The organism is Beduini sp. (genome assembly GCF_047239305.1).
Lineage (GTDB): Bacteria > Bacillota_I > Bacilli_A > Erysipelotrichales > Coprobacillaceae > Beduini.
The window spans coordinates 348,615-370,478 of sequence record NZ_JBKTEM010000003.1; the positions used below are offsets into that span (position 1 = coordinate 348,615).

The 21,864-nt window shown below is 31.5% G+C and carries 19 protein-coding genes; all 19 read left to right on the plus strand.

The features are described 5' to 3' along the window. The 19 genes from ACLRVU_RS08100 to cps2T all read left to right on the plus strand — a co-directional run bounded on the left by ACLRVU_RS08100 (position 1) and on the right by cps2T (position 21,862). Positions 1–861, plus strand: coding sequence for a hypothetical protein (locus tag ACLRVU_RS08100; RefSeq protein ID WP_412891467.1), 861 nt, complete (start codon positions 1–3; stop codon positions 859–861). Further along, on the plus strand, positions 858–1,490 hold the full coding sequence (gene pyrE / locus ACLRVU_RS08105) for an orotate phosphoribosyltransferase (RefSeq protein WP_147553404.1): 633 nt from the start codon (positions 858–860) through the stop codon (positions 1,488–1,490). The genes ACLRVU_RS08100 and pyrE overlap by 4 nt, the downstream gene beginning before the upstream one ends. Before the next feature lie 576 nt (positions 1,491–2,066). Then, on the plus strand, positions 2,067–3,125 hold the full coding sequence (locus ACLRVU_RS08110) for a pyridoxal-phosphate-dependent aminotransferase family protein (RefSeq protein ID WP_412891468.1): 1,059 nt from the start codon (positions 2,067–2,069) through the stop codon (positions 3,123–3,125). A 1-nt stretch (position 3,126) separates the two neighbouring features. Continuing rightward, positions 3,127–3,834, plus strand: coding sequence for an NTP transferase domain-containing protein (locus ACLRVU_RS08115; RefSeq protein ID WP_412891469.1), 708 nt, complete (start codon positions 3,127–3,129; stop codon positions 3,832–3,834). Between the two features lie 248 nt (positions 3,835–4,082). Further along, on the plus strand, positions 4,083–4,937 hold the full coding sequence (locus ACLRVU_RS08120) for a LicD family protein (protein WP_412891470.1): 855 nt from the start codon (positions 4,083–4,085) through the stop codon (positions 4,935–4,937). Next, a complete protein-coding gene (locus tag ACLRVU_RS08125) occupies positions 4,930–6,195 on the plus strand; it encodes a lipopolysaccharide biosynthesis protein (protein ID WP_412891471.1) in 1,266 nt (421 codons plus the stop codon). Before ACLRVU_RS08120 ends, ACLRVU_RS08125 begins: the two co-directional genes overlap by 8 nt. A 373-nt stretch (positions 6,196–6,568) precedes the next feature. Beyond that, positions 6,569–8,011, plus strand: coding sequence for an ABC transporter permease (locus ACLRVU_RS08130; RefSeq protein ID WP_412891472.1), 1,443 nt, complete (start codon positions 6,569–6,571; stop codon positions 8,009–8,011). Between the two features lie 12 nt (positions 8,012–8,023). Then, positions 8,024–9,985, plus strand: a complete 1,962-nt coding sequence (locus ACLRVU_RS08135; RefSeq protein WP_412891473.1) for an ATP-binding cassette domain-containing protein — start codon at positions 8,024–8,026, stop codon at positions 9,983–9,985. A gap of 13 nt (positions 9,986–9,998) precedes the next feature. Continuing rightward, complete coding sequence (locus tag ACLRVU_RS08140; protein WP_412891474.1) at positions 9,999–12,272, plus strand: glycosyltransferase; 2,274 nt, start codon at positions 9,999–10,001, stop codon at positions 12,270–12,272. Between the two features lie 58 nt (positions 12,273–12,330). Then, entirely contained in the window at positions 12,331–13,767 is a 1,437-nt protein-coding gene (locus ACLRVU_RS08145; protein WP_412891475.1) for a glycosyltransferase, read from the plus strand. Positions 13,768–13,857: 90 nt separating this feature from the next. After that, positions 13,858–14,655: a glycosyltransferase gene (locus ACLRVU_RS08150; protein ID WP_412891476.1), complete on the plus strand. Its 798-nt coding sequence runs from the start codon at positions 13,858–13,860 to the stop codon at positions 14,653–14,655. A gap of 8 nt (positions 14,656–14,663) precedes the next feature. Next, the gene (locus ACLRVU_RS08155) at positions 14,664–15,353 is read left to right on the plus strand and encodes a glycosyltransferase family 2 protein (protein WP_412891477.1); all 690 of its coding nucleotides are present in this window, start codon (positions 14,664–14,666) and stop codon (positions 15,351–15,353) included. A gap of 13 nt (positions 15,354–15,366) precedes the next feature. Next, the gene (locus tag ACLRVU_RS08160) at positions 15,367–15,714 is read left to right on the plus strand and encodes a DUF2304 domain-containing protein (RefSeq protein WP_412891478.1); all 348 of its coding nucleotides are present in this window, start codon (positions 15,367–15,369) and stop codon (positions 15,712–15,714) included. Between the two features lie 72 nt (positions 15,715–15,786). Further along, positions 15,787–16,665, plus strand: coding sequence for a glucose-1-phosphate thymidylyltransferase RfbA (rfbA, locus tag ACLRVU_RS08165; RefSeq protein ID WP_412891479.1), 879 nt, complete (start codon positions 15,787–15,789; stop codon positions 16,663–16,665). A gap of 10 nt (positions 16,666–16,675) precedes the next feature. Further along, the gene (gene rfbC / locus ACLRVU_RS08170) at positions 16,676–17,251 is read left to right on the plus strand and encodes a dTDP-4-dehydrorhamnose 3,5-epimerase (RefSeq protein ID WP_412891480.1); all 576 of its coding nucleotides are present in this window, start codon (positions 16,676–16,678) and stop codon (positions 17,249–17,251) included. 3 nt (positions 17,252–17,254) lie between these two features. Then, on the plus strand, positions 17,255–18,274 hold the full coding sequence (gene rfbB / locus ACLRVU_RS08175; RefSeq protein WP_412891481.1) for a dTDP-glucose 4,6-dehydratase: 1,020 nt from the start codon (positions 17,255–17,257) through the stop codon (positions 18,272–18,274). Between the two features lie 43 nt (positions 18,275–18,317). Beyond that, a complete protein-coding gene (gene rfbD, locus ACLRVU_RS08180) occupies positions 18,318–19,175 on the plus strand; it encodes a dTDP-4-dehydrorhamnose reductase (protein ID WP_412891482.1) in 858 nt (285 codons plus the stop codon). Continuing rightward, positions 19,165–20,577 carry a DUF2142 domain-containing protein gene (locus ACLRVU_RS08185; protein ID WP_412891483.1) on the plus strand — a complete coding sequence of 471 codons (1,413 nt, stop codon included), beginning with the start codon at positions 19,165–19,167 and terminating at the stop codon, positions 20,575–20,577. The genes rfbD and ACLRVU_RS08185 overlap by 11 nt, the downstream gene beginning before the upstream one ends. A gap of 124 nt (positions 20,578–20,701) precedes the next feature. Beyond that, positions 20,702–21,862, plus strand: coding sequence for a beta 1-4 rhamnosyltransferase Cps2T (gene cps2T, locus ACLRVU_RS08190; RefSeq protein WP_412891484.1), 1,161 nt, complete (start codon positions 20,702–20,704; stop codon positions 21,860–21,862). Positions 21,863–21,864 lie beyond the last annotated feature (2 nt).

Here is a 21,864-nt window from a genome sequence, read left to right on the forward strand (position 1 = left end):
ATGGCACTGAAATTAAAGCCATTAACACAACATGTTTATTGCCTGAGTGATCCAATGGATCGTAAAAAACCATTATTAGTATGTATTGCCGGAGATGATCAGCTTTTAATGATTGATGGCGGAACTTCCATCGAGCATATGGAAACGATGCTCACAGAAATCGAGCAAAATAAGTCATTGAATGCACTTTCTAAATTAGGTGTCGTAAGTGATTGTCATTGGAATCATGTCTTTGGATTACAAGCTTGTCATTTCCCTTACATTGCTCATAAGCAGGCAAAAGATACATTGGAGAAAATGGCAGCTTGGGATTGGTCTGATGAAATGCTGGAACGCTATACTAAGGAAGAAAAACTGCTTCCTAGTGAAGTGAAAGAGATAAAACGGGAGATGCCGGATCGCAGTGAGCTGCATATTCAGGTTCCCTGCATCATGTATCGACATCAGTTGGAATTGGATTTAGGAAATTTGTCTTGCTTGCTGGAACATATTGAATCGGATCACAGTCCTGACTCTACGGTGGTTTATTTGAAAGAAGATAAGGTGCTAATCGTGGGGGACTGTATGAATTTTGGTATGCATTATACGACGCCTTGTTATTCACGACAGTTGTTTCATGTGATTGATATGCTGTTGGCGTATGATGCTGAATATTTTGTTTTCTCAACAGATAGCAAGGTACTCAATCGGAACGAATTTATTGAATATTGTGAATATTTGAAGTTGTTGGGAGCAACGGTTTCTCAGCATTATGATGATTTTGAAGCTATTGAAAATGAATTAGGAAGTATAAAAAAAGAAGACATCAAATATATTCATGCATTTATCGAAGGGTTAAAGAGAGGAAAAGGAATACTATGAAAAAATTAATTGCAAAAGATCTATTAGACATCAAAGCTGTATTTTTACAGCCCAATGATCCATTTACATGGGCATCGGGAATTAAATCTCCTATTTACTGCGACAACCGTCTAACATTGTCTTATCCAAAAGTAAGAAAAGATATTGAAGAAGGATTGGCAAAATTAGTAAAAGAACATTATCCTGAAGCGGAATGCTTGATGGGAACGGCAACTGCGGGGATTGCCCATGCTGCCTTAACGGCAGAAATTTTAGGTCTGCCTATGGGATATGTCCGCGGCGGGGCAAAAAAACACGGAAGAAACAACCAAATTGAAGGGGTTGTAAAACCGGGAATGAAAGTCGTTGTAGTTGAAGATCTTTTATCTACTGGTGGAAGTTCAATCGAATGTGTGGAAGCATTGCGAGCAGCAGGATGTGAAGTCATCGGATTAGTAGCGATCTTTACTTATGGATTACCAGCAGCAATTGAAAACTTTAAAAATGCAGATTGTAAGTTTGTGACATTAACGGATTATGATACATTGATTCCGGTAGCGGTTGAACATCACTATATCAAGGAAGAAGATATGGAAAAATTAAAAGCATGGAAAGTGGATCCAAAAGACGAAAGCTGGATGGAAAAATAATTTTAAATAAAAAGATTGAAGACAAGTGAAATGCCCCCTCTATTAGATGAATCGCTAATAAGGGGGATATGTCTTTATTTTTAAGTAGAATTATGTTGAAATACGAAAAAATGGAAAGTTAGCAGAAGATTATTTTATTTGGATTTCTCTTAGATAATTAATTTTTAAATTATTTTTTCAGAAAGATGATTGATTAAATTTTTGTATAATTTCATTAACTATAAAGTTTTCAAAATAAATAGTGGGGATTGTAATACAATTATCCTGTTACCATTGTATATGTATGTTGCAAAAATCAGATTATTAATCTTAAAATAAGTATAGCTATTGTTTTTTTGCGATTTAGCATTTCTTATTTTTTTTAAAGCTTTGAATAAAGAGTGTTCATGCAAAATTATTTGTATGATTACGATGAAATAGAATAGGAACATTTCTGTGCTTATTTTGAAACGAAACATAATCAAGTGTTTAAATAATGATACTTTTTGGTGAAATAAGCCTCATATTGTTACATATTGTTGAAAATATGTTATGTTTATGTTATAAACTTGTTATATATAAAAAAGGATGGGAAATATGAAACTTTTTACAGTGGGACCAGTAGAAATGTATCCAGAAACATTAGCATTAAGAAATTTACAGATACCTTATTTTAGAACTGATGAATTTTCAAAGTTAATGCTTGAAAATGCAGCAATGTTGAAAGAACTGATAGGAACAAATAATGATAGTAAATGTGCTTTTATTACAGGTAGTGGCAGTGCGGCTATGGAAGCGGTAGTATCCAACTGTTTTGGAAAGAGCGATAAATTGTTAATTATTAATGGTGGTTCTTTTGGTGAACGATTTGTAAAGATATGTCAAATTTATAATATATCTTATGATGAGGTAAGATTGAATTTTGGAGAAACGCTAACAAATGAAAAATTATCTTTGTTTTTTGACAATAAATACACAGCTTTATTGGTAAATATTGATGAAACAAGTACGGGTCAATTATATGATATACATTTATTACAAGATTTTTGTCAAAAGAAAAAGATGAAATTAATTGTAGATGCAATTAGTTCTTTTTTAAGTGATTTTTACGAGATGGATAAAATGAATATTGATTGTAGTATTATATCTTCACAAAAAGCATTGGCTTTAGCCCCGGGATTAAGTATGATTGTGATGAATAATACTTTTTATCATGAAAAGGTAGAAAATAGGGAGCCTGTAAATTTATATTTAAATATTAAAGAACATGTTAAGAACATGGAGCGCGGACAAACGCCTAATACACCAGCAGTTGGAATTTGTTTCGAATTACATCAGCGTTTAATGGAGATTAGAGCAATGGGAGTTGAAAATCATGTAATGATGATTCATCAAAGGGCAGAGTATTTTCGTGAAAAGGCAAGGTTGATCGGACTAAATATCCCAACATATCCACTAAGTAATACGCTAACGCCAATTATATTTGAAGAAGGTAATGCTAAGGAAATCTACAATATATTAGTAAATGAATATAATTTGATGGTTACTCCAAACGGAGGAGCATTAGCAGATACAGTTCTAAGGGTTGGACATATAGGAAACTTAAAGACAGAGGATTTTGATTTGTTATTAGATAAAATGAAGGAGTTGATTTAAAATGAAAGCAATTTTAATGGCGGCTGGAATGGGAACTCGCATTTCATCTGAGACGAATAAGCCAAAAAGTCTACTTCCGTTAGGGGAAGAAAGTCTAATTTATCATACAATTGAAATGCTTCAAAAGTATGATATAGAGGTAGTTATTGTCACAGGATACAAAGAACATCATATAGTTCACGAGATAAGTGGGTTAAATGTAAAAGAATATTATAATCCGTTTTTTAGAGTTACGAATTCTATTGCTTCTTTATGGTTAGCTAGAGAAGAACTGAAAGATGATGATATTATTTTAATGAATGCAGATGTATATTTGAGTGAAGAAATTCTGCAAGCAGTTATTGAGGAAGAGAATGAAGTAACGATGTTTGCGGATTCTAGTAGAGTAGAAGAAGGAGATTATTTCTTTAAAACTCATAATTGCTGTCTTGTTGATTATGGGAAAGAATTGAAAGAATCCGAAAGAGATTGTGAGTATATTGGTGTTGCAAAAATAAAGAAAAGTTTTTTACCAGTATTTAAAGAACAATTATCAAAATTAATTAAAGATGAAGAGTATAATTATTGGTGGGAAAATGTTCTTTATCAATTAAGTGGGAATATAAATATCGTAATAAGAGATACGAACGGCTTTTTTTGGGGCGAGGTTGATACTAGAGAAGATTATCAGCGTATTTTAAAGCATCTAAAACTAGAAAAAGTGGGATGAGAATAGTTCTTATTCCATTTTTTGTATAGCATATAAATAATAATAAGTTCGTCTTAATTGCTGATATAGCTATACAGGTGTTTATAAAAAAATATTTAATGTAAACTAACATTAAATATGGTAATATAGATTACATAAATGTAAAATATAATGTTGTATTTAGATAAAAAAACAATAGGATAAAATATATATTAATAATTATGATACTTAAATATTTTAAATTTGACAATGAAAAGGAGCTATTGATAATGATTGGAGAATATGATGAGGCTACCTTAGAAAAGGTACATAAATTAGAAATGAAAATATTAAAAGATTTCATATCTATATGTGATAAAAATGAATTACGCTATTTTGGCTTGGCTGGGACCGGGATAGGAGCTGTGCGTCATAATGGGTTTATACCTTGGGATGACGATATTGATATTGGATTGCCAAGGGAGGACTTTGATCGTTTCATTGAATTAGTGAAAATAGAATTTCCTGACACCTATGAAGTATTGAATACTTCAGAAAATGAAAATTATCCATTAATGACAACACGTTTAGTTTTGAAGGGAACTACTTTTAAAGAATTTGCATTAAAAGATGTTGATTGTAATTTTGGAATTTTTTTGGATCTATATCCTTTTGATAATGTAAGCGATGATAATAATTTATTAAAAAAACAAGCAAGATCAGCTTGGTTTTGGTCTAAATTATTGATTCTACGCAGTATCCCACATCCTGTATTAGCTTTTTCTGGGATTATAGCTACTGTAGTACAATTTATTTGTGCATTTGTTCATTATACAATGAGAATAATGCATATAAGTAAGAAAATGATTTATAAACGTTGTTTAAGAGCTTGCACATTGTATAATCATCTTCCAACAAAAAGAATTGCATTTCTTTGTGATACGAGTGCTTATACAAATATGTTTGAACTAAGTCATTTATATCCCCTGCAAAAATTACAATTTGAAGATGTACAATTAAACTTTCCAGCGGATTTAGATGGACACTTAAAAGGGCTTTTTGGGGACTATATGAAGCTACCGCCTGTTGAAAAAAGAAAAAATCATTTTCCATTTCAATTAGATTTTGGAGATTTTGATGAATAAGTTTTACAATTGGCTCTGGGCAGAACAAAATAATCTTATAGCAAAATGTTTCTTTTGGAATATGGTGGGAAGTTTTACATTAGCATTAGGAACCATGGTATTAACTATTGGTGTAAATCGGATAGCTGGTGATTATTTGGGTGGAGATTTCGCAATGTCATTAGCAGTTGGTCAATTAATGGCTACAATTGGTTATTTTGAAACAAGAACATATCAAGTCACTGATACACATAAAGTATTTCAATTTTCAGATTATTATATTACTCGTTTTGTAACAGATGTAATAATGATTTTATCTAGTGTTGGTTATATTCTTATTAAAGGGTACACTTTTGAAAAAGCAATTCTAGTATTCTTGTTGTGTATTTATAAAATGATCGATACTTTTGCAGACGTATTTGAAGGAGAATTTCAACAAAATGATCGTTTAGATATCTCAGGAAAATCATTGACACTAAGAACAGCACTTTCAATTATAACTATTTTGTTTTGTCTTTCTATTAGTCATAATTTATTTTTTAGTATGCTGGGTGGTATTATTGTAGCTTTGATTGTTGTATATTTTACAAACTATAGGATTGTAGAACATTTTGTTACGATTAAAATAGAAGTAAGTCTGCAAAGTATTTGGCGCATTATTTTAGAATGCTTGCCACTGTTTGTTAGCTCATTTATGATGACTTATATTTTAAATGCTTCAAGATATGCAGTTGAAAGTTATATGCCCTCTAATATTCAAAGTAAATATACTGCTATTTTCTTACCTGTATCGACTATTAATTTATTAATAGGCTTTATATTTAAGCCTATGTTGACTAACATGGCAAGAAAATGGAATAACGGACGTTATAGAGAATTCTTAATTGTGATTATTTATATTTTTGTAGGAATAGTAGGGGTGACAGTAATAACTCTTATAGGAGCCTACTTTTTAGGAATTCCAGTCCTTTCTTTATTATACAAAACAAGTTTAGACGGCTTTAAATTTTCACTGCTTATCTTACTAGTCGGTGGTGGGATTAATTCCGCAAATGTTATTTTGTACTATGCACTGTCCGTTATGAGAAGGCAGAAAAGCATCTTGTTTGCTTATGGGATAACTTTTATATCCTCATTGTTGATTCCTAATTACCTGACTCAGCATAATGGTGTGCAGGGTGCTGCTTATTCTTTCGTTATTATAATGGCTATATTGCTATTTGTTTCTATCTTTATTTTTACTTATTTCTTTATTAAATCCCACAAAATGAAAATGTAATGGAAAATAGGTGGTATTTTTTATTTTATTTGCTTGTAAATTTTTAAAGTTTGTATGATCCCATTTCTCATGATTAGATATAAGATTGTCAATTCATTAATTCCCACGTTTATGGTATATCATTCAAAACAATTAATAAAAGAATAAAGAAAAATAAATAATGGAATACTTTAAATAACCTTTGGTTACTGAATAGCGTTGTCATAGAATATTCAATTTGAAGATTTCATTTTAAGATTCTAAAATAGAATATAATTAATAGAGATATTGTCCAATAGGGATAAAAATATTGAAATTATACTCCCTAAATGATAGAATCTAGCTGGTACAATTGCGAGTGATTATTTTTATAATCAAAAGAAAGGAAGTTATCATGAAAGAAAATCAAAATAGATTAAGAAAGCATTGTTTATTGGTCTTAATGGTTTATATATTATTTATTGTAAGTTTTTTTGCTACGGGTCAAAAACAGTTAAAATATGATCAAGGTTCGGTAATAAACACAGGAATAAAAAATGAATCTTACCTTGAAGAATTAGAAAATGGGCAAAAAGTAGTTCAAGAAAGTATTGTGGGTGGAAAATATATAGACTATTTTGAAATCACTTTTGGTACTTTTGACAGAACAGACCTCGTAGGTAAGTTAGATATACAGTTAGTTAAAAAAGATTCAAATGAAATCCTTTATGAGACGTCATTAGAGATGAAGGATATAAAAAATGCAGTACCAATGCGTTTTGCGGTGGACAAGGAATTAGAGGTGCAAAACGGTATAGTGTCTTTAGTAATTATGGCAGAAGATACTTTGCCGGGTAAGAGCGTTACAGTAATGACTCAAAACGCCAATGTCAATGATGGAGATAACCTTTACATAAATGAAGGAATAATTAGTAATACTGGACTGTGTGCAAATATTTCGTATTTAAACAGTGCAGTTTATTATCCTGTTCTTTTACCTTTGGGAATATTTAGTATTATAGCATTAGCTATTTATTTATATTGTCTTCAGGATGCTAATTTAAAAGGAAAAAAATGTATTGGTTTAGGATTTATACAGAAAATGTATAAATATCAGTTTTTATTGGAACAGTTAGTACAAAGAGATTTTAAAACTAAATATAAGCGATCAGTTTTGGGTGTATTATGGAGTGTTTTAAATCCATTATTAACCATGGCTGTTCAGTATGCAGTATTTTCACAATTGTTTAGGTATCAAATAGCAAATTATCCAGTTTATTTATTAACTGGGACGGTTATTTTCAATTGTTTTACTGATGCAACAAATCAAGGTATTTATTCTATCATTAATAATGCTTCATTAATCACAAAAGTATATGTTCCTAAGAATATTTATCCGATTTCTAAAGTTTTATCTTCTTTTGTAAACCTATTATTTTCATTTATTCCATTGCTTTTACTGGCTTGGTTTACTGGTTTACTGCCAAGTGCTTCATATTTAATGATTCCTTATGGAATTTTATGTTTAATTATTGGTGCTATCGGTTTGGCATACATACTATCAGCTTTAATGGTTTTCTTTAGGGATGTACAGTTTTTGTGGAGTTTATTTACATTGATGTGGATGTATGCAACCCCTATTTTTTACCCTATTGATATACTACCTAATTTTATGAGAATATTGATGAAGTTTAATCCAATGTATTATTTTGTTGAATTTTTTAGAACTATATTAATTGATCGCATTACACCTGAACCTCTTTCATTTGTGGTTATGGCTGTTTCAGCAGTTTTCTTTTTAATCATAGGAAATGCGGTATTTAAAAAGCTGGAAAATAAATTTGCGTTGTACATTTAAGGAGGATGAAACATGGCATTAAATAAAAAAGAAAATGAAATTACATCCCAAAGTGAAATTGATTTATCAAACAAAAAAATGAAGGATGTTTTATTTATCAATGGATGTACGTTACCTCAAACAACAAGATATCGTATCGAGAATCAACGTGAACAGCTATCTTATGAAAACATTACTTCTGAGGCTGTATTTTTTGACAAATTAAGTCTTGATTTAGTAAAAGGATTTAAAATGTTCATTTTTTATCGCTGTCCGTTTACAGAATCAGTGAGTGGTTTTATTAAAATAGCAAAAAAAATGAATAAAACTGTGCTATATGATATTGATGAATTAGTAATAGATAAAGAATATACAAATTCAATTAAATATTTAAATACAATGAGCGAAGAGGAACGAGCTCTTTATGATGATGGTGTTATAAGAAATATGGAGACGTTAAAGCTTTGCGATGGGGCAATCACAGTAACCGAAACCTTAGCAAAAGAGTTGAAAAAGGTGGTAAATGAAGTATATGTCAATCGAAATGTTGCTTCTGATAAATTAGTAAAACTCTCTAAATTAGAAAATTATTATCAAGATGGATTAATTAAAAGTGATCCTCAATATTTGGCAGATGAACAGAAGGGAATATTAGAAAAGGTAAAGACCGAAATGGCTGAACGAATCGGGAAAATTCGTTTAGGTTATTTTAGTGGAAGCATCACTCATAATGATGATATTCAAATGATTACACCGACACTTATTAGATTAATGAATGAATATGATAATATGGAGTTATATTTTGTTGGAGAAATTACAGTTCCTCAGGAATTTGAAGTATTTAAGGACAGAATTAAAGTATATGAATTTATGGATTGGGAAAAGCTTCCGGCAATGATTGCATCTGTAGATATCAGTCTTGCCCCGCTGGAGGATACTCTTTATAATCAAGCTAAATCGGAGGTCAGATGGATTGAATCTTCATTGGTTAAAGTTCCTGTTATAGCAAGTAATATAGGAGCCTATAAAAGAATGATTGAGGATCATGAAACCGGGATCTTATGCGATAAATTAGAAGATTGGTATGATGCGATTAAAGAATTAGTCGAAAACGATATTTTAAGACAAAAAATTTCTGAAAATGCATGTTTAGCAGTGTCACAAAAATGTGTCACGTATTCAAATTCTAGAAATTTTTGCAAGTATATAAAAGAGAACTATTTAAGTAAATCTTTAAGTCAGGACATTGAAACAATTGAGGATATTAATGCCCAAAAAATTATAGATGTACGTAATGTTGGAATTCGTTTTACTATGTCTAGTGATAAAATTCTAAGCTTAAAAGAATGGGTCACAGCATTGCTTTCAAATAAGGTGAAAATGAATGAGTATTGGGCTTTGAAAGATGTTTCTTTTACGGTAGCTAAAGGAGATGTCTTGGGAATTGTTGGACGTAATGGAGCTGGGAAAAGCACATTGCTTAAAATTATTTCCGGTATTGTTGGTTCTACTAAAGGATCTGTTACAGTTAATGGCAATATTGTACCCATGTTAGAGTTAGGATCAGGATTTGATTTTGATTTGACAGGAAGGGAAAATGTATTTTTAAATGGAGCCATATTAGGTTATTCGAAGAACTTTTTGAAGGAAAGGTTTGATGATATTCATGAATTCTCTGAATTAGGAGATTTTATTGATATGCCTATTCGTAACTATTCATCGGGAATGCTCATGCGTTTAGCTTTTTCAATTGCAACGGTAGTTGAACCAGAAATCTTGATTGTTGATGAGATTTTAGCGGTTGGGGATGAAAATTTTCAAAGAAAAAGTAAAAAACGTATGCTTGAATTGATGAGTGGTGGAACTACAGTATTGTTTGTGTCTCATAGTATGGATCAAATACGTGAAATGTGCAATAAGGTTGTCTGGATTGAAAAGGGTGTTGTTAAAATGTTTGGCGATACTGAAACAGTCTGTGATGCCTATTCTATCTAAGGGGGGGATTCAAGTGATTTTGAGAATACAGAAATTATTTGGCAAAGTAAAACATTCTTTGGCTAAAGATGGGATGTACAAAACGATTAAGCGAAGTCTAAAGTTTTTAAAAAAGAAAATTATTGGAAGTACTGGGGAAGAGTTGCCAAGTCCTGAAATAAGTTACATGGATGTTTTATTTATTAACGGATGTACTTTACCACATCCGACACGTTATCGCGTAACACATCAAAGAGAACAGCTCAAAGCAGGAAATATCCTCTCGAATGAAGTTTTTTATGAGGAATTGACAATAGAATTAGTTAAAAATTATCGTACTTTTATTTTCTATCGTTGTCCATACACTGATTTAATTGGAAGATTTATTCAACAGGCTAAAAAATTAAATAAAACTGTACTATTTGATATAGATGATTTAGTAATCGATACTAAATATACAGATCTTATTAAATATGTGAAAACGATGTCACTTCAAGATCAAGCATTGTATAATGATGGTGTTGAGCGAATGAAAAAAACATTAATGCTTTGTGATGGGGCAATAACGACTACAGAGAGACTGGCAGAAGAATTAAAAAATTATGTGCCAGAGGTATATATTAATAGAAATACAGCTTCTTCAAAGATGATTCAATTATCTCAACTTGAAAATTATTATAAAGAAGATTTTATCCATTCTAAAGTAGAGTCACTCAGTTCTTCTCAAAAGAGAGTTTTAAATAAAGTTAAAAGAGAATTAGCGGAACGTGAAAATAAAGTGCGTTTAGGCTATTTTAGTGGAAGCATTACACATAACGATGATGTTTTAATGATTTTACCTGTTATAGAAAAAATACTAAGAGAGTATCCACAAACTGAACTGCATATTGTGGGCGAATTAGATATTCCCGCTTCTTTAATGGAATTTAAAGATAGAATTAAAGCAAGAGGATTTGTTGATTGGCAGCAGCTGCCCCATTTAATTAGTTCTGTGGATATTAATTTAGCTCCATTGGAGGATACTATTTTTAATGAAGCAAAATCAGAAATTAAATGGATAGAGGCCAGTTTAGTTAAGGTGCCTACTGTAGCTAGTAATATAGGAGCTTTTAAAAAGATGATTAAAGATCAGGTTACTGGCTATCTATGTGGTGATAATGAATCGTGGTATACAGCTTTAAAAGCTTTGATTGAAGATAAACATCTACGATATGCAATCGGGAAAAAAGCCTATGAAGATGTTATTGAAAATTGTACGACAGTTTATAATGGGTATTCATTTGCTAAATATATTATTACTCATCGTAAGCCAAATTTAATGTTTGTTATGCCCTCTGTTCAAATTAGTGGAGGTGTATTGGTAATTTTGAAACATGCAGCGATCTTGCAATCTGCTGGTGTGGATGTTACATTGATTACTCAAGGTCAAGAAACCGGTTATGTGGAAAAAGATGGAGCTGTTTTACCTGTCTTATCAGATAAGAATAATCTTTATTATGGAACGTTTGATAAAGCGGTTGCAACTTTATGGTCAACATTGACTTTTGTTACACAATATGAACATGTAAAAGAAAGATTTTATTTTGTTCAAAATTTTGAAACAGATTTTTATGAGTGGGGACATATTTTTAAAATTCAAGCGAACCAAACCTATAATCCATCAGTAGATGTAAAATTCATTACTATATCGGCATGGTGTAAGGATTGGTTGGAGAAAAAATATGAGCGTCAATCAGCTTTTGCACCTAATGGATTAGATTTAACCTTATTTCAGCCGCACAGACGTAAATTGGACGGAAAAGTAAAGATTTTAATTGAAGGAAACAGCGAAGATTATTATAAAAATGTAGATGAAAGCTTTAAGATTGTTGATTTGTTAAATAAAGAAAAGTATGAAATTTGGTATCTTTCATATCAGGGGACCCCGAAAAAAGGATATTATGTCGATCGCTTTATGCACAAAGTTCCATATGAAGAAGTAGCTAAAATCTATGGGCAATGTGATATCTTGTTGAAAACGAGTATATTGGAAAGCTTTTCTTATCCGCCATTAGAAATGATGGGAACGGGTGGTTTTGTTGTTGTGGCTCCTAATGGTGGAAATATTGAATATTTAATTGATCGTAAGAATTGTTTATTCTATTCTCATGATGATCTGTCGACTGCTGTGGCTGCTATTGAAGAGATTCGAACAGATCCTAAATTGCAGGAACAATTATACAATGGTGGGGTAGAGACAGCAAAAATGCGTGATTGGAATAATATTGAAGAGGATGTTTTAGCATTGTATAATATAAGTAGACATTAAAGTAATCTGGTATATACTATAAATGTATATACAGATTGCTTTTTATTAGGAGAAGATTATGTTAAAAAAAATAATAAAGATTTTTTGGTTTCGTTATCATTCTATTTCTAAAAAAATAACTCAATATTATTATAACAGACAGATGCATCATCATTTTATTCATTCATCTAAAATTAAAGGCCCTATAAAATTTGATATCGTTGTACCGTTATTTAACACAAAAGAAAATTATTTTTGTCAAATGATTGATTCTGTACTGAATCAATCTTATCAAAATTGGAAACTTATCTTAGTGGATGCCAGTGACCATTTTGATTTGAGTAAATTGATAATGAGAAAATACGATGCTGATCCGCGTATTACTTATTTAAAATTAGATAATAATTTAGGTATTGCGGGGAATACCAATGCAGCCTTTTCAAAGGTAACAGGGGATTATTGTGTCTTATTGGATCACGATGATTTTTTAGAATTAACTGCATTAAATGAAGTATATGAATTAATCAAAACGAATAAAACTATTGATTTAATTTACACAGATGAAGATAAGTATGATGACCGGGCAAAAAAGTATTTTGATCCTTATTACAAAAGTGAACCGGATTTATATAAATTAAGAAATAACAACTATGTATGTCATATGTTGGTTATGAGTCAATCTTTATTGAAAATAGTTTCTGGAGAAAATAGTCAATATGATGGAGCACAAGATCATGATTTGATTTTAAGATGTTTTGAAAACGCCAAAAATATTCAGCATATATCTTCTATATTATATCATTGGCGGGTTCATGAGGGCTCAACCTCTGCTCGCCCAGACAGCAAAACATATGCTTATGAGGCTGGAGTAAAAGCAATATCAGATCATCTGGAGCGTTGTCATATATATGCAAGTGTTAACCAAATGTCTTATCCAGGCTATTATGAAGTAATCTATCAACAGCAAGAATGCCCTGATATTCTAATTCATTCAGTTTCTGATAAAAATGATTTCAAATCATTTCAAAGTATAATGAAGAGACAAGCGGGAAATGTTTATTTTATGTATGAAAACGGAGAGATAAGAGATGAAAGGAATGAAGAAATAAACAATAATTCACTTCTTAATGCTGAATTTCTTTGTATTATAAATGCAAAATATCTAAAATTATCCAATTGCTGCATAGAAAAGTTAGTAGGAGCTTGTTCGCAGGAGCAAGTGGCATCTGTAAGTGGACTTGTAGTTGGGAGATTTGGCGTGGTGAAAAGTTTTGGACCAATTAAAACACATTATGATTCAGAAATCTTACCTTTTGGGAATAATATTGTTACACAGGTTGTACTTTTATTAAATTTAAACATGTGTTGTATAAAGACAAAGAGAATAAAGAATATCAATATATTGATTGAAAGTATTAATCGAAAAAAATGGATATTAAATAGGAAAGAATTGAATATTTTATCTGATTTAATTATGTTATGTAATCCATTATGCAAAGGATATTTTAAATATTAGAATTCATCAGTTAAAGAAAACTTGTGTAATAACTTAAAGAATGTTAAAATATACGAGTATTTTATTGAAAATAAATTAGGAGGAGAATGAGTGGGTCGGAAAAAACATACGTTTGCTATATGCGCATATAAAGAAAGTGAATACTTAGAGGAATGTATCTGTTCTTTAATTAATCAGTCTGAAGAGAGCCAAACAATTATTGTAACCTCTACTCCAAATGATTTTATTACTTCTTTGGCAAAGAAATATGATCTCCCTCTGTTTGTTAATAAAGGAAAAAGTGGTATAACTGAAGATTGGAATTTCGCTTATAAATCGGCTACCACTAATTATGTTACTATTGCACATCAAGATGATTTATATTTTTCAAAATATGCTTTTGAGGCAATTCATTACTTAAATAAATATCCGAATACATTGATTTATTTTACAGATTATGCCGAGGTTAGAAATGGAGCATATATTTATAATAATTCGTTATTACGTATTAAAAAACTGATGTTGTCTCCTTTGAAAATTAAATTTTTAGGTAACAGTAAATTTGTTCGTCGCCGTATTTTATCTTTAGGCTGTCCTATTTGTTGTCCTTCTGTCACATTTGTTAAGGCAAATCTCCCAGAAGAGGTTTTTGTTTCTGGATTTAGATCAGATGAAGATTGGGAAGCATGGGAAAAACTATCGCGTCTTTCTGGTCGATTTGGATATAATCCACAACCGCTTATGGGACATAGGATTCATGAAGGATCTGAGACAAGCGCCATCATAAATGATAATGTTCGAAATAAAGAAGATTTACAGATGTTTAGAAAATTTTGGCCAAAGCCAATTGCTCAATTTATAGCTAATTTATATGCTAAGAGTGAAAAGTCAAATGATCTTAATGAGTAGGTGATAGAATGAAAAAATTAATAATAATTCCAGCATATAACGAAAGTGAAAGCATTGTTGAAACGGTAAGAGATATTGTTGAAAATGCAATTGATTTTGATTATGTGATTGTTAATGATTGCTCTACTGACAATACGAGGGCATTATGCGAAGAAAATCATTTTAATGTCATTAATTTGCCGATAAATCTAGGAATTGGCGGAGCAGTGCAGACAGGATATAAATATGCGAAAGAGAATAATTATGATCTTGCTGTTCAAGTGGATGGAGACGGACAGCACGATCCTAAATTTTTGGAACAAATGTCTCAATATTTGATTGATGAAAATCTTGATATGGTAATTGGATCACGGTTTATCAAAAAAGTTGGGTTTCAATCTTCTTTAATGCGCAGAGTAGGAATTAAATATTTTTCTTGGGTTATTCGACTTTTGACTGGGAAAACTATTACCGATCCAACATCTGGTCTGAGGATTATTAATAAAGAAATTATTAATCTTTTTTGTCAGGAGTACCCAAGAGACTATCCGGAGCCGGAAAGTATTGTGGTTTTGCTTAAATTACATAAGAAAATCGGAGAACTGCCTGTTGTTATGCGTGAACGCGCAGGAGGCACATCTTCCATTTCCCCAATTAAATCAATCTATTATATGATAAAAGTATCATTAGCTATTTTTATTGAAGCTATAAGAAAATAGTAGGAGGTCACCTATGAATTTAAAGTTGCAAATCATTATTGCGATCTTGATCTTTCTAATCTTAATTTTTATAATCAATATGATTAGAAAAGGACAGTTAGTTTTAAAATATGCTTTAACTTGGATGTTAGTCGGATTAGGAATATTAATTTTGGATATATTTCCGAATTTAATATCCTATATCGCTGAATTAATGGGAGTTGGACTACCTATTAATATCCTTTTTTTCTTTGGTTTTTGCTTCGCTTTATTATTAATTTTTGTATTGACGGTAACTGTTTCAAAAATGTCTGTTCAAATTAAAGATCTAGCCCAGCAATTAGCATTGCATAAAAAGTCTAATGATGATGAAAGACTATGATTTGAAGATTTTTCAATTTAAAAATAGATGTTGTTTATGATAATATAGTAAGAGAAAAGGAGAATTTATATTATGAAAGGAATTGTTTTAGCAGGAGGTAGCGGAACCCGATTATATCCGCTGACAAAAGTAACCAGTAAACAGTTATTGCCGATATATGATAAGCCTATGATTTATTACCCTCTTTCAGTTTTGATGAATGCTGGTATCAAAGATATTTTAATTATTTCTACACCAGAGGACACACCGAGATTTGAAGCTTTATTAGGAGATGGAAGACAGTATGGCATTAATCTTCAATATAAAGTTCAACCGTCACCAGATGGATTAGCTCAAGCTTTTGTTTTAGGTGAAAGTTTTATTGGAGAAGACAGTGTGGCTATGATTTTAGGAGATAATATTTTTTATGGACATGGTCTAGACAAACGTTTAAAGTCAGTAGCAGCTAGAAGCAGTGGAGCTACAGTATTTGGATATTATGTTGATGATCCAGAAAGATTTGGTGTTGTAGAGTTTGACGATGAAGGAAAGGCTATTTCAATTGAGGAAAAACCAGTTCTTCCAAAATCGAATTATGCTGTAACTGGACTTTATTTTTATGATAATAAAGTTGTAGAATATGCGAAATCTATTCAACCTTCTGCAAGAGGGGAATTGGAAATTACAGATTTGAATAAAATTTATCTTGAAAAAGGTAAGTTGGATGTTATGCTGTTAGGACAAGGGTTTACGTGGTTAGACACAGGAACGCACGAATCTTTAGTAGAGGCAACTAATTTTGTCAAAACAGTTGAAACACATCAAAATCGAAAAATTGCTTGTTTAGAAGAGATTGCCTTTAAAAATGGGTGGATGAGTAAAGATAAATTAGTTGAAGCTTATGAAATGTTTAAAAAGAATCAATATGGTAAATATTTAAAAGATATTATTGATGGAAAGTTCATAGATTAAGAGGTACGATATGAAAGTAGTTGAAACTAAAATACCAGGTGTATTAATTATTGAACCGGATGTTCATGGAGATCATCGTGGTTATTTCATGGAAACTTACAGTAAGCAGAAATATGAGGAAATAGGAATTACTAATGAATTTGTGCAAGATAATATGTCTTTTTCGGCCAATAGAGGGACGTTAAGAGGTCTTCATTTTCAAAATTCGCCTATGGCTCAAGCAAAATTGGTAAGTTGTACAAAAGGGACAGTCATTGATGTGGCTGTTGATATTCGTAAAGGGAGTCCAACTTACAGACAATGGGTGAGTGTGGAGCTAAGTGCTGAAAATAAGAGACAATTCTTTATCCCTCAAGGATTTGCCCACGGTTTTTTAACATTGACGGATGATGTTGAATTTCGATATAAAGTGGATAATTTTTATTCTAAAGAACATGATCGCGGTATTCGATATAATGATCCTTCAGTCAATGTGGATTGGGGAACTTTATTAAATGGAATCAAGCCAATTTTATCTGAAAAAGATGAACAGGGACCGTTGTTAGATGAAAGTGATTGTAATTTTGAATATAAAGGAGATAAATAATCAATGAAAATATTAGTTACTGGTGGAGCTGGATTTATTGGTGGTAATTTTGTACATTATATGGTAAATAAGTATCCCGAGGATAAGATAGTTAATTTAGATTTGTTGACATATGCTGGAAATTTAGAAACATGTAAACCAGTTGAGGGGAAATCTAATTATAAATTTATTAAAGGTGATATTGCAGATCGTGAGTTTATTTTTAAACTGTTTGAAGAAGAGAAGTTTGATATTGTCGTTAATTTTGCTGCGGAAAGTCATGTAGATAGGAGTATCACTAATCCGGATATATTCGTTAAAACAAATGTATTAGGGACTACAACTTTAATGGATGCGGCTAAAAAATTTGGCGTTAAAAGATACCATCAGGTTTCTACCGATGAAGTCTATGGAGATTTGCCTTTAGATCGCCCTGATTTATTCTTCACGGAAGACACCCCTTTACACACATCAAGTCCATACAGTTCTTCTAAGGCAAGTGCAGATTTATTTGTATTGGCATATTACCGTACATTTGGATTACCGATTACGATCAGTAGATGTTCTAATAACTATGGACCTTATCATTTTCCAGAAAAATTAATTCCATTAATGATTTCAAGAGCATTGGCGGATGAGTCGTTACCCGTTTATGGAAATGGTGAAAATGTAAGAGATTGGCTACATGTGGAAGATCATTGTGCAGCAATTGATTTAATTATCAGAAATGGTCGTGTTGGAGAAGTATATAATGTAGGCGGACATAACGAAAGAACTAATTTAGAAGTTGTTCAAACTATTTTAAGAGCATTAAATAAACCAGAGTCTTTGATCGAATATGTAACAGACCGTCCTGGTCACGATAGACGCTATGCAATTGATCCAACAAAGTTGGAAACTGAATTAGGATGGAAACCAAAATATAATTTTGATACTGGAATACAGCAAACAATAGAATGGTACTTAAATAATAAAGAATGGTGGCAAAATATTTTAAGCGGAGAATATCAGCAATATTTTGAAAAACAATACGGAAAAAAATAAGAAATCCCATCGTATGATGGGTTTTCTTTAGAAAGGATATATCATGAAAATACTGGTCACAGGAGTTAATGGTCAATTAGGGTACGATGTTGTAGAAGAATGTAAAAAGAGAGGGGTTCAGGCAATTGGTGTTGATGTTGAAGAAATGGATATTACTAAAGCAGATATTGTAAAGAAAGTAATAACAGAAAGTCAAGTTGATGCTGTAGTTCATTGTGCTGCGTGGACAGCAGTGGATAAGGCAGAAGATGAGATAGAACTTTGTAAAAAAGTAAATGTTGATGGAACTCGTAATATTGCTCAAGTTTGTAAAGATTTGGATATAAAAATGATGTATTTTTCAACCGATTATGTTTTTAATGGAGAGGGAATACGTCCTTGGAAAGAATACGATATAAGACACCCTTTAAATATTTATGGAAAAACAAAATGTGAGGGAGAATTGATTGTTCAAGAATTACTTCAGAATTATTTCATCATTCGAATTGCCTGGGTTTTTGGAACAAATGGAAATAATTTTATTAAAACGATGTTACGTCTCGGAAAAGAAAATGGTGCTGTTAAGGTAGTTGATGATCAAATTGGCTCTCCTACGTATACTTATGATTTAGCAAAATTGGTTGTGGATATGATCCAAACAGATAAATATGGAATTTATCATGCAACAAATGAAGGGTTTTGCAGTTGGTATCAATTTGCATGTGAAATATTTAAACAAGCTGGATTAGAAGTAGAAGTTACACCAGTGTCTTCGCAAGAATTTATCACTAAAGCAAAAAGACCTGCAAATAGCCGCATGGAGAAGAATGAATTAGATAAAAACGGGTTTTATAGATTACCAACGTGGCAAGATGCCTTAAGAAGATATTTAATCCGTATTGGAGAGTATTATGAAAGTTAAAAGCATAAGTCGCCAATTTGTCTTTTTGTCATTAATTTTCGGATTCATCCTGATGGTAGTGATTCCACCGTTTCAATCTCCTGATGAAGATAGCCATTTTAAAAAAGCTTACGTTATTTCTAGAGGTGATTTTTATCCTAGTGTAAACGGAGAGAGTACAGGTTATTATTTACCTGATAAAATGATTAACTATATAAATGAAAAGTTGACTTATATTGGTGATTTAGATAAGAAACAAACTTATGAGGAAGTATTGAATCAAGAACGAGATACATCTGGTTTTTTAAATTATACATTTCAGGGATTTTCAACAGACTCTGTTATTCCGTTAGGACATTTTATTCCAGCAGTGGGTATTTTTGCAGGGAAGACGTTAGGATATGTTTTTGGTCTAGAGCATTTTAGTACGGTTTATATGCTCTACTTTGCTAGATTGGGTTGTTTGATCTTCTATATTACAATCGTTGCCCTTGCTATTCGACTATCACCGGCATTTAAAAAGTCATTTATGTTGATAGGACTTTTACCTATGAGTATGGCTTTAGCGGCCACTGTGTCCTATGATGGATTATTAATATCTTTAGCAATGTTGGCTGTTTCATTGACTTTACGGCTGTTTTTAAAAGAGGATGAGCAGTTGAATTGGAAATATCTTGCTGTTTTTTCAATTATGGGAGTTGTATTTTTAAATATTAAAATGGTTTATAGTTTTGTAATGGTGCCATTAATTTGCTTACCATTAAAAAAATCATTGGATATGAAAAAGAGTGTAAAATTTATTCTATTGATGGCTGGTATTATTCTAGCAGGAACATTTATTATTAAATATCCAGTTCCAAGTGTCAGCAATATAGAAAGTGGACCAAGTCTAACCTCCCAGCAAATAAGTTTTATGCTGAGTAACCCTGGTAAGATGTTAAGTGTTCTTTATAATGAAATGTTTGTTAATCGTTTCTTTTATTTATCAGGAATGATAGGAATATTTGGATTATTAGATACGTATTTACCTGTATTTGCATATATAAGTATATTATTATTAATGTTATTGATGATATTTTTAGATGCAAACAGCTTCACGGGAAAACTTAATATATATTTTAAAGGGATCAATATCTTCTCTTTATGTGTAGGCGTTTTTGGTATTTTTATTGCCTTTTATATTCTATGGACACCAATGATGCCGGGGTACGGAATAGGAGCAGAATCCATTTCTGGAGTGCAAGGACGTTATTTTATTCCATTATTAGTTTTACTGCCTGTTATTTTTCAAAGCAATCGTATAGCCAATAATCAATATATACAAAAATATAAAGATGTTTGTTTAAATAATGCATATTTATTACCAATTATAGCCTTATCTGTTTCTGTTATTACTATTTTCTTAAGATTTTGGACTATATAACTGATAGAGGAGCTACTTATGAGTAGCTTTTTTCTTAGTACTGGGTTCATAGATTTCTAATTTAAACTAATGCATATATAATGGAAAAATGATATAATAAGAAAAAATGTTGAAGGAGACTATCATGAAACATGTTTTTATTATTGGATGCAAAGGATTGCCTGCTCGTTATGGTGGGTTTGAAACGTTCACCGATTGTCTAGTCACAAAGAAGCAATCTGAACAGATAAAATATCATGTTGCCTGCATGGGAGATGACAATGAGGAATTTGATTACCATGGAGCACGTTGTTTTAAAGTGAAGATGCCCTCATTAGGTCCCGCAAAAGTTATTTATTATGACAGAGAAGCAATTCGCCGCACGTTGCAATATATTCGGCAAAATCACATCAGCGATGCGGTTATCTATATGTTGGGGTGTACAGCCGGTCCGTTTTTACATAAAGCATATCGCCAGTTTAAAGAGCTTGGTGTAAAATTCTATATTAATCCAGATGGTCACGAATGGAAGCGAGATAAATGGATCTGGCCCATTAAAAAATATTTGAAATACTCAGAACGTGTATTAATCAAATATTGTGATCGTGTTATCAGTGATTCGATCGGAATTGAAAACTACGTATTAAAAGAATATGCTGCTTATCAGCCTAAATCGACGTTTATCGCCTATGGGGCTGATTTACCAGAAGAAACATATGCGATGGATTATTTGGATCAGCTTTATGACTGGTATAAACAGCATGATATCGTCAATCATCAGTATTATTTGATCGTTGGGCGCTTTGTACCCGAAAACAATTATGAAACAATGATCAGAGAATTTATGAAAAGCCATACTAATAAAAAACTCGTCATTATCACGAACGTAGAGCAAAATAAATTTTATGAGCATCTTAAAAAGAAGACGCATTTTGATCAAGATTCACGAATTGATTTTGTTGGGACCGTTTACGATTCTAAACTTTTATATCTAATAAGAAAAAATGCTTTTGCTTATCTCCATGGCCATGAAGTAGGCGGAACCAATCCATCTTTGCTTGAATCTTTGGCAACTACTGATTTAAATTTATTGTTAGATGTCGATTTTAATAATAGTGTTGGTTTAGACAGCGCTAAATATTTTAATAAGCAGATAGGAAATCTTGCTTCACTGATCGATGAGGTAGAACAAATGAAACCAGATGAATTTGAAGAATTAGGAAAAAAAGCAAAGCAAAGAATTCAGAAAGCTTATAATTGGCCTCGTATTATACAACAGTACGAAGATTTATTTAAAGGAGAGTAAGC

Bases quoted from the DNA above. Each gene is read 5' to 3' on its own strand.
- ACLRVU_RS08100 (WP_412891467.1), top strand. From the start codon at position 1: ATGGCACTGAAATTAAAGCCATTAACACAACATGTTTATTGCCTGAGT.
- pyrE (WP_147553404.1), top strand. From the start codon at position 858: ATGAAAAAATTAATTGCAAAAGATCTATTAGACATCAAAGCTGTATTT.
- ACLRVU_RS08110 (WP_412891468.1), top strand. From the start codon at position 2,067: ATGAAACTTTTTACAGTGGGACCAGTAGAAATGTATCCAGAAACATTA.
- ACLRVU_RS08115 (WP_412891469.1), top strand. From the start codon at position 3,127: ATGAAAGCAATTTTAATGGCGGCTGGAATGGGAACTCGCATTTCATCT.
- ACLRVU_RS08120 (WP_412891470.1), top strand. From the start codon at position 4,083: ATGATTGGAGAATATGATGAGGCTACCTTAGAAAAGGTACATAAATTA.
- ACLRVU_RS08125 (WP_412891471.1), top strand. From the start codon at position 4,930: ATGAATAAGTTTTACAATTGGCTCTGGGCAGAACAAAATAATCTTATA.
- ACLRVU_RS08130 (WP_412891472.1), top strand. From the start codon at position 6,569: ATGAAAGAAAATCAAAATAGATTAAGAAAGCATTGTTTATTGGTCTTA.
- ACLRVU_RS08135 (WP_412891473.1), top strand. From the start codon at position 8,024: ATGGCATTAAATAAAAAAGAAAATGAAATTACATCCCAAAGTGAAATT.
- ACLRVU_RS08145 (WP_412891475.1), top strand. From the start codon at position 12,331: ATGTTAAAAAAAATAATAAAGATTTTTTGGTTTCGTTATCATTCTATT.
- ACLRVU_RS08155 (WP_412891477.1), top strand. From the start codon at position 14,664: ATGAAAAAATTAATAATAATTCCAGCATATAACGAAAGTGAAAGCATT.
- ACLRVU_RS08160 (WP_412891478.1), top strand. From the start codon at position 15,367: ATGAATTTAAAGTTGCAAATCATTATTGCGATCTTGATCTTTCTAATC.
- rfbA (WP_412891479.1), top strand. From the start codon at position 15,787: ATGAAAGGAATTGTTTTAGCAGGAGGTAGCGGAACCCGATTATATCCG.
- rfbC (WP_412891480.1), top strand. From the start codon at position 16,676: ATGAAAGTAGTTGAAACTAAAATACCAGGTGTATTAATTATTGAACCG.
- rfbB (WP_412891481.1), top strand. From the start codon at position 17,255: ATGAAAATATTAGTTACTGGTGGAGCTGGATTTATTGGTGGTAATTTT.
- rfbD (WP_412891482.1), top strand. From the start codon at position 18,318: ATGAAAATACTGGTCACAGGAGTTAATGGTCAATTAGGGTACGATGTT.
- ACLRVU_RS08185 (WP_412891483.1), top strand. From the start codon at position 19,165: ATGAAAGTTAAAAGCATAAGTCGCCAATTTGTCTTTTTGTCATTAATT.
- cps2T (WP_412891484.1), top strand. From the start codon at position 20,702: ATGAAACATGTTTTTATTATTGGATGCAAAGGATTGCCTGCTCGTTAT.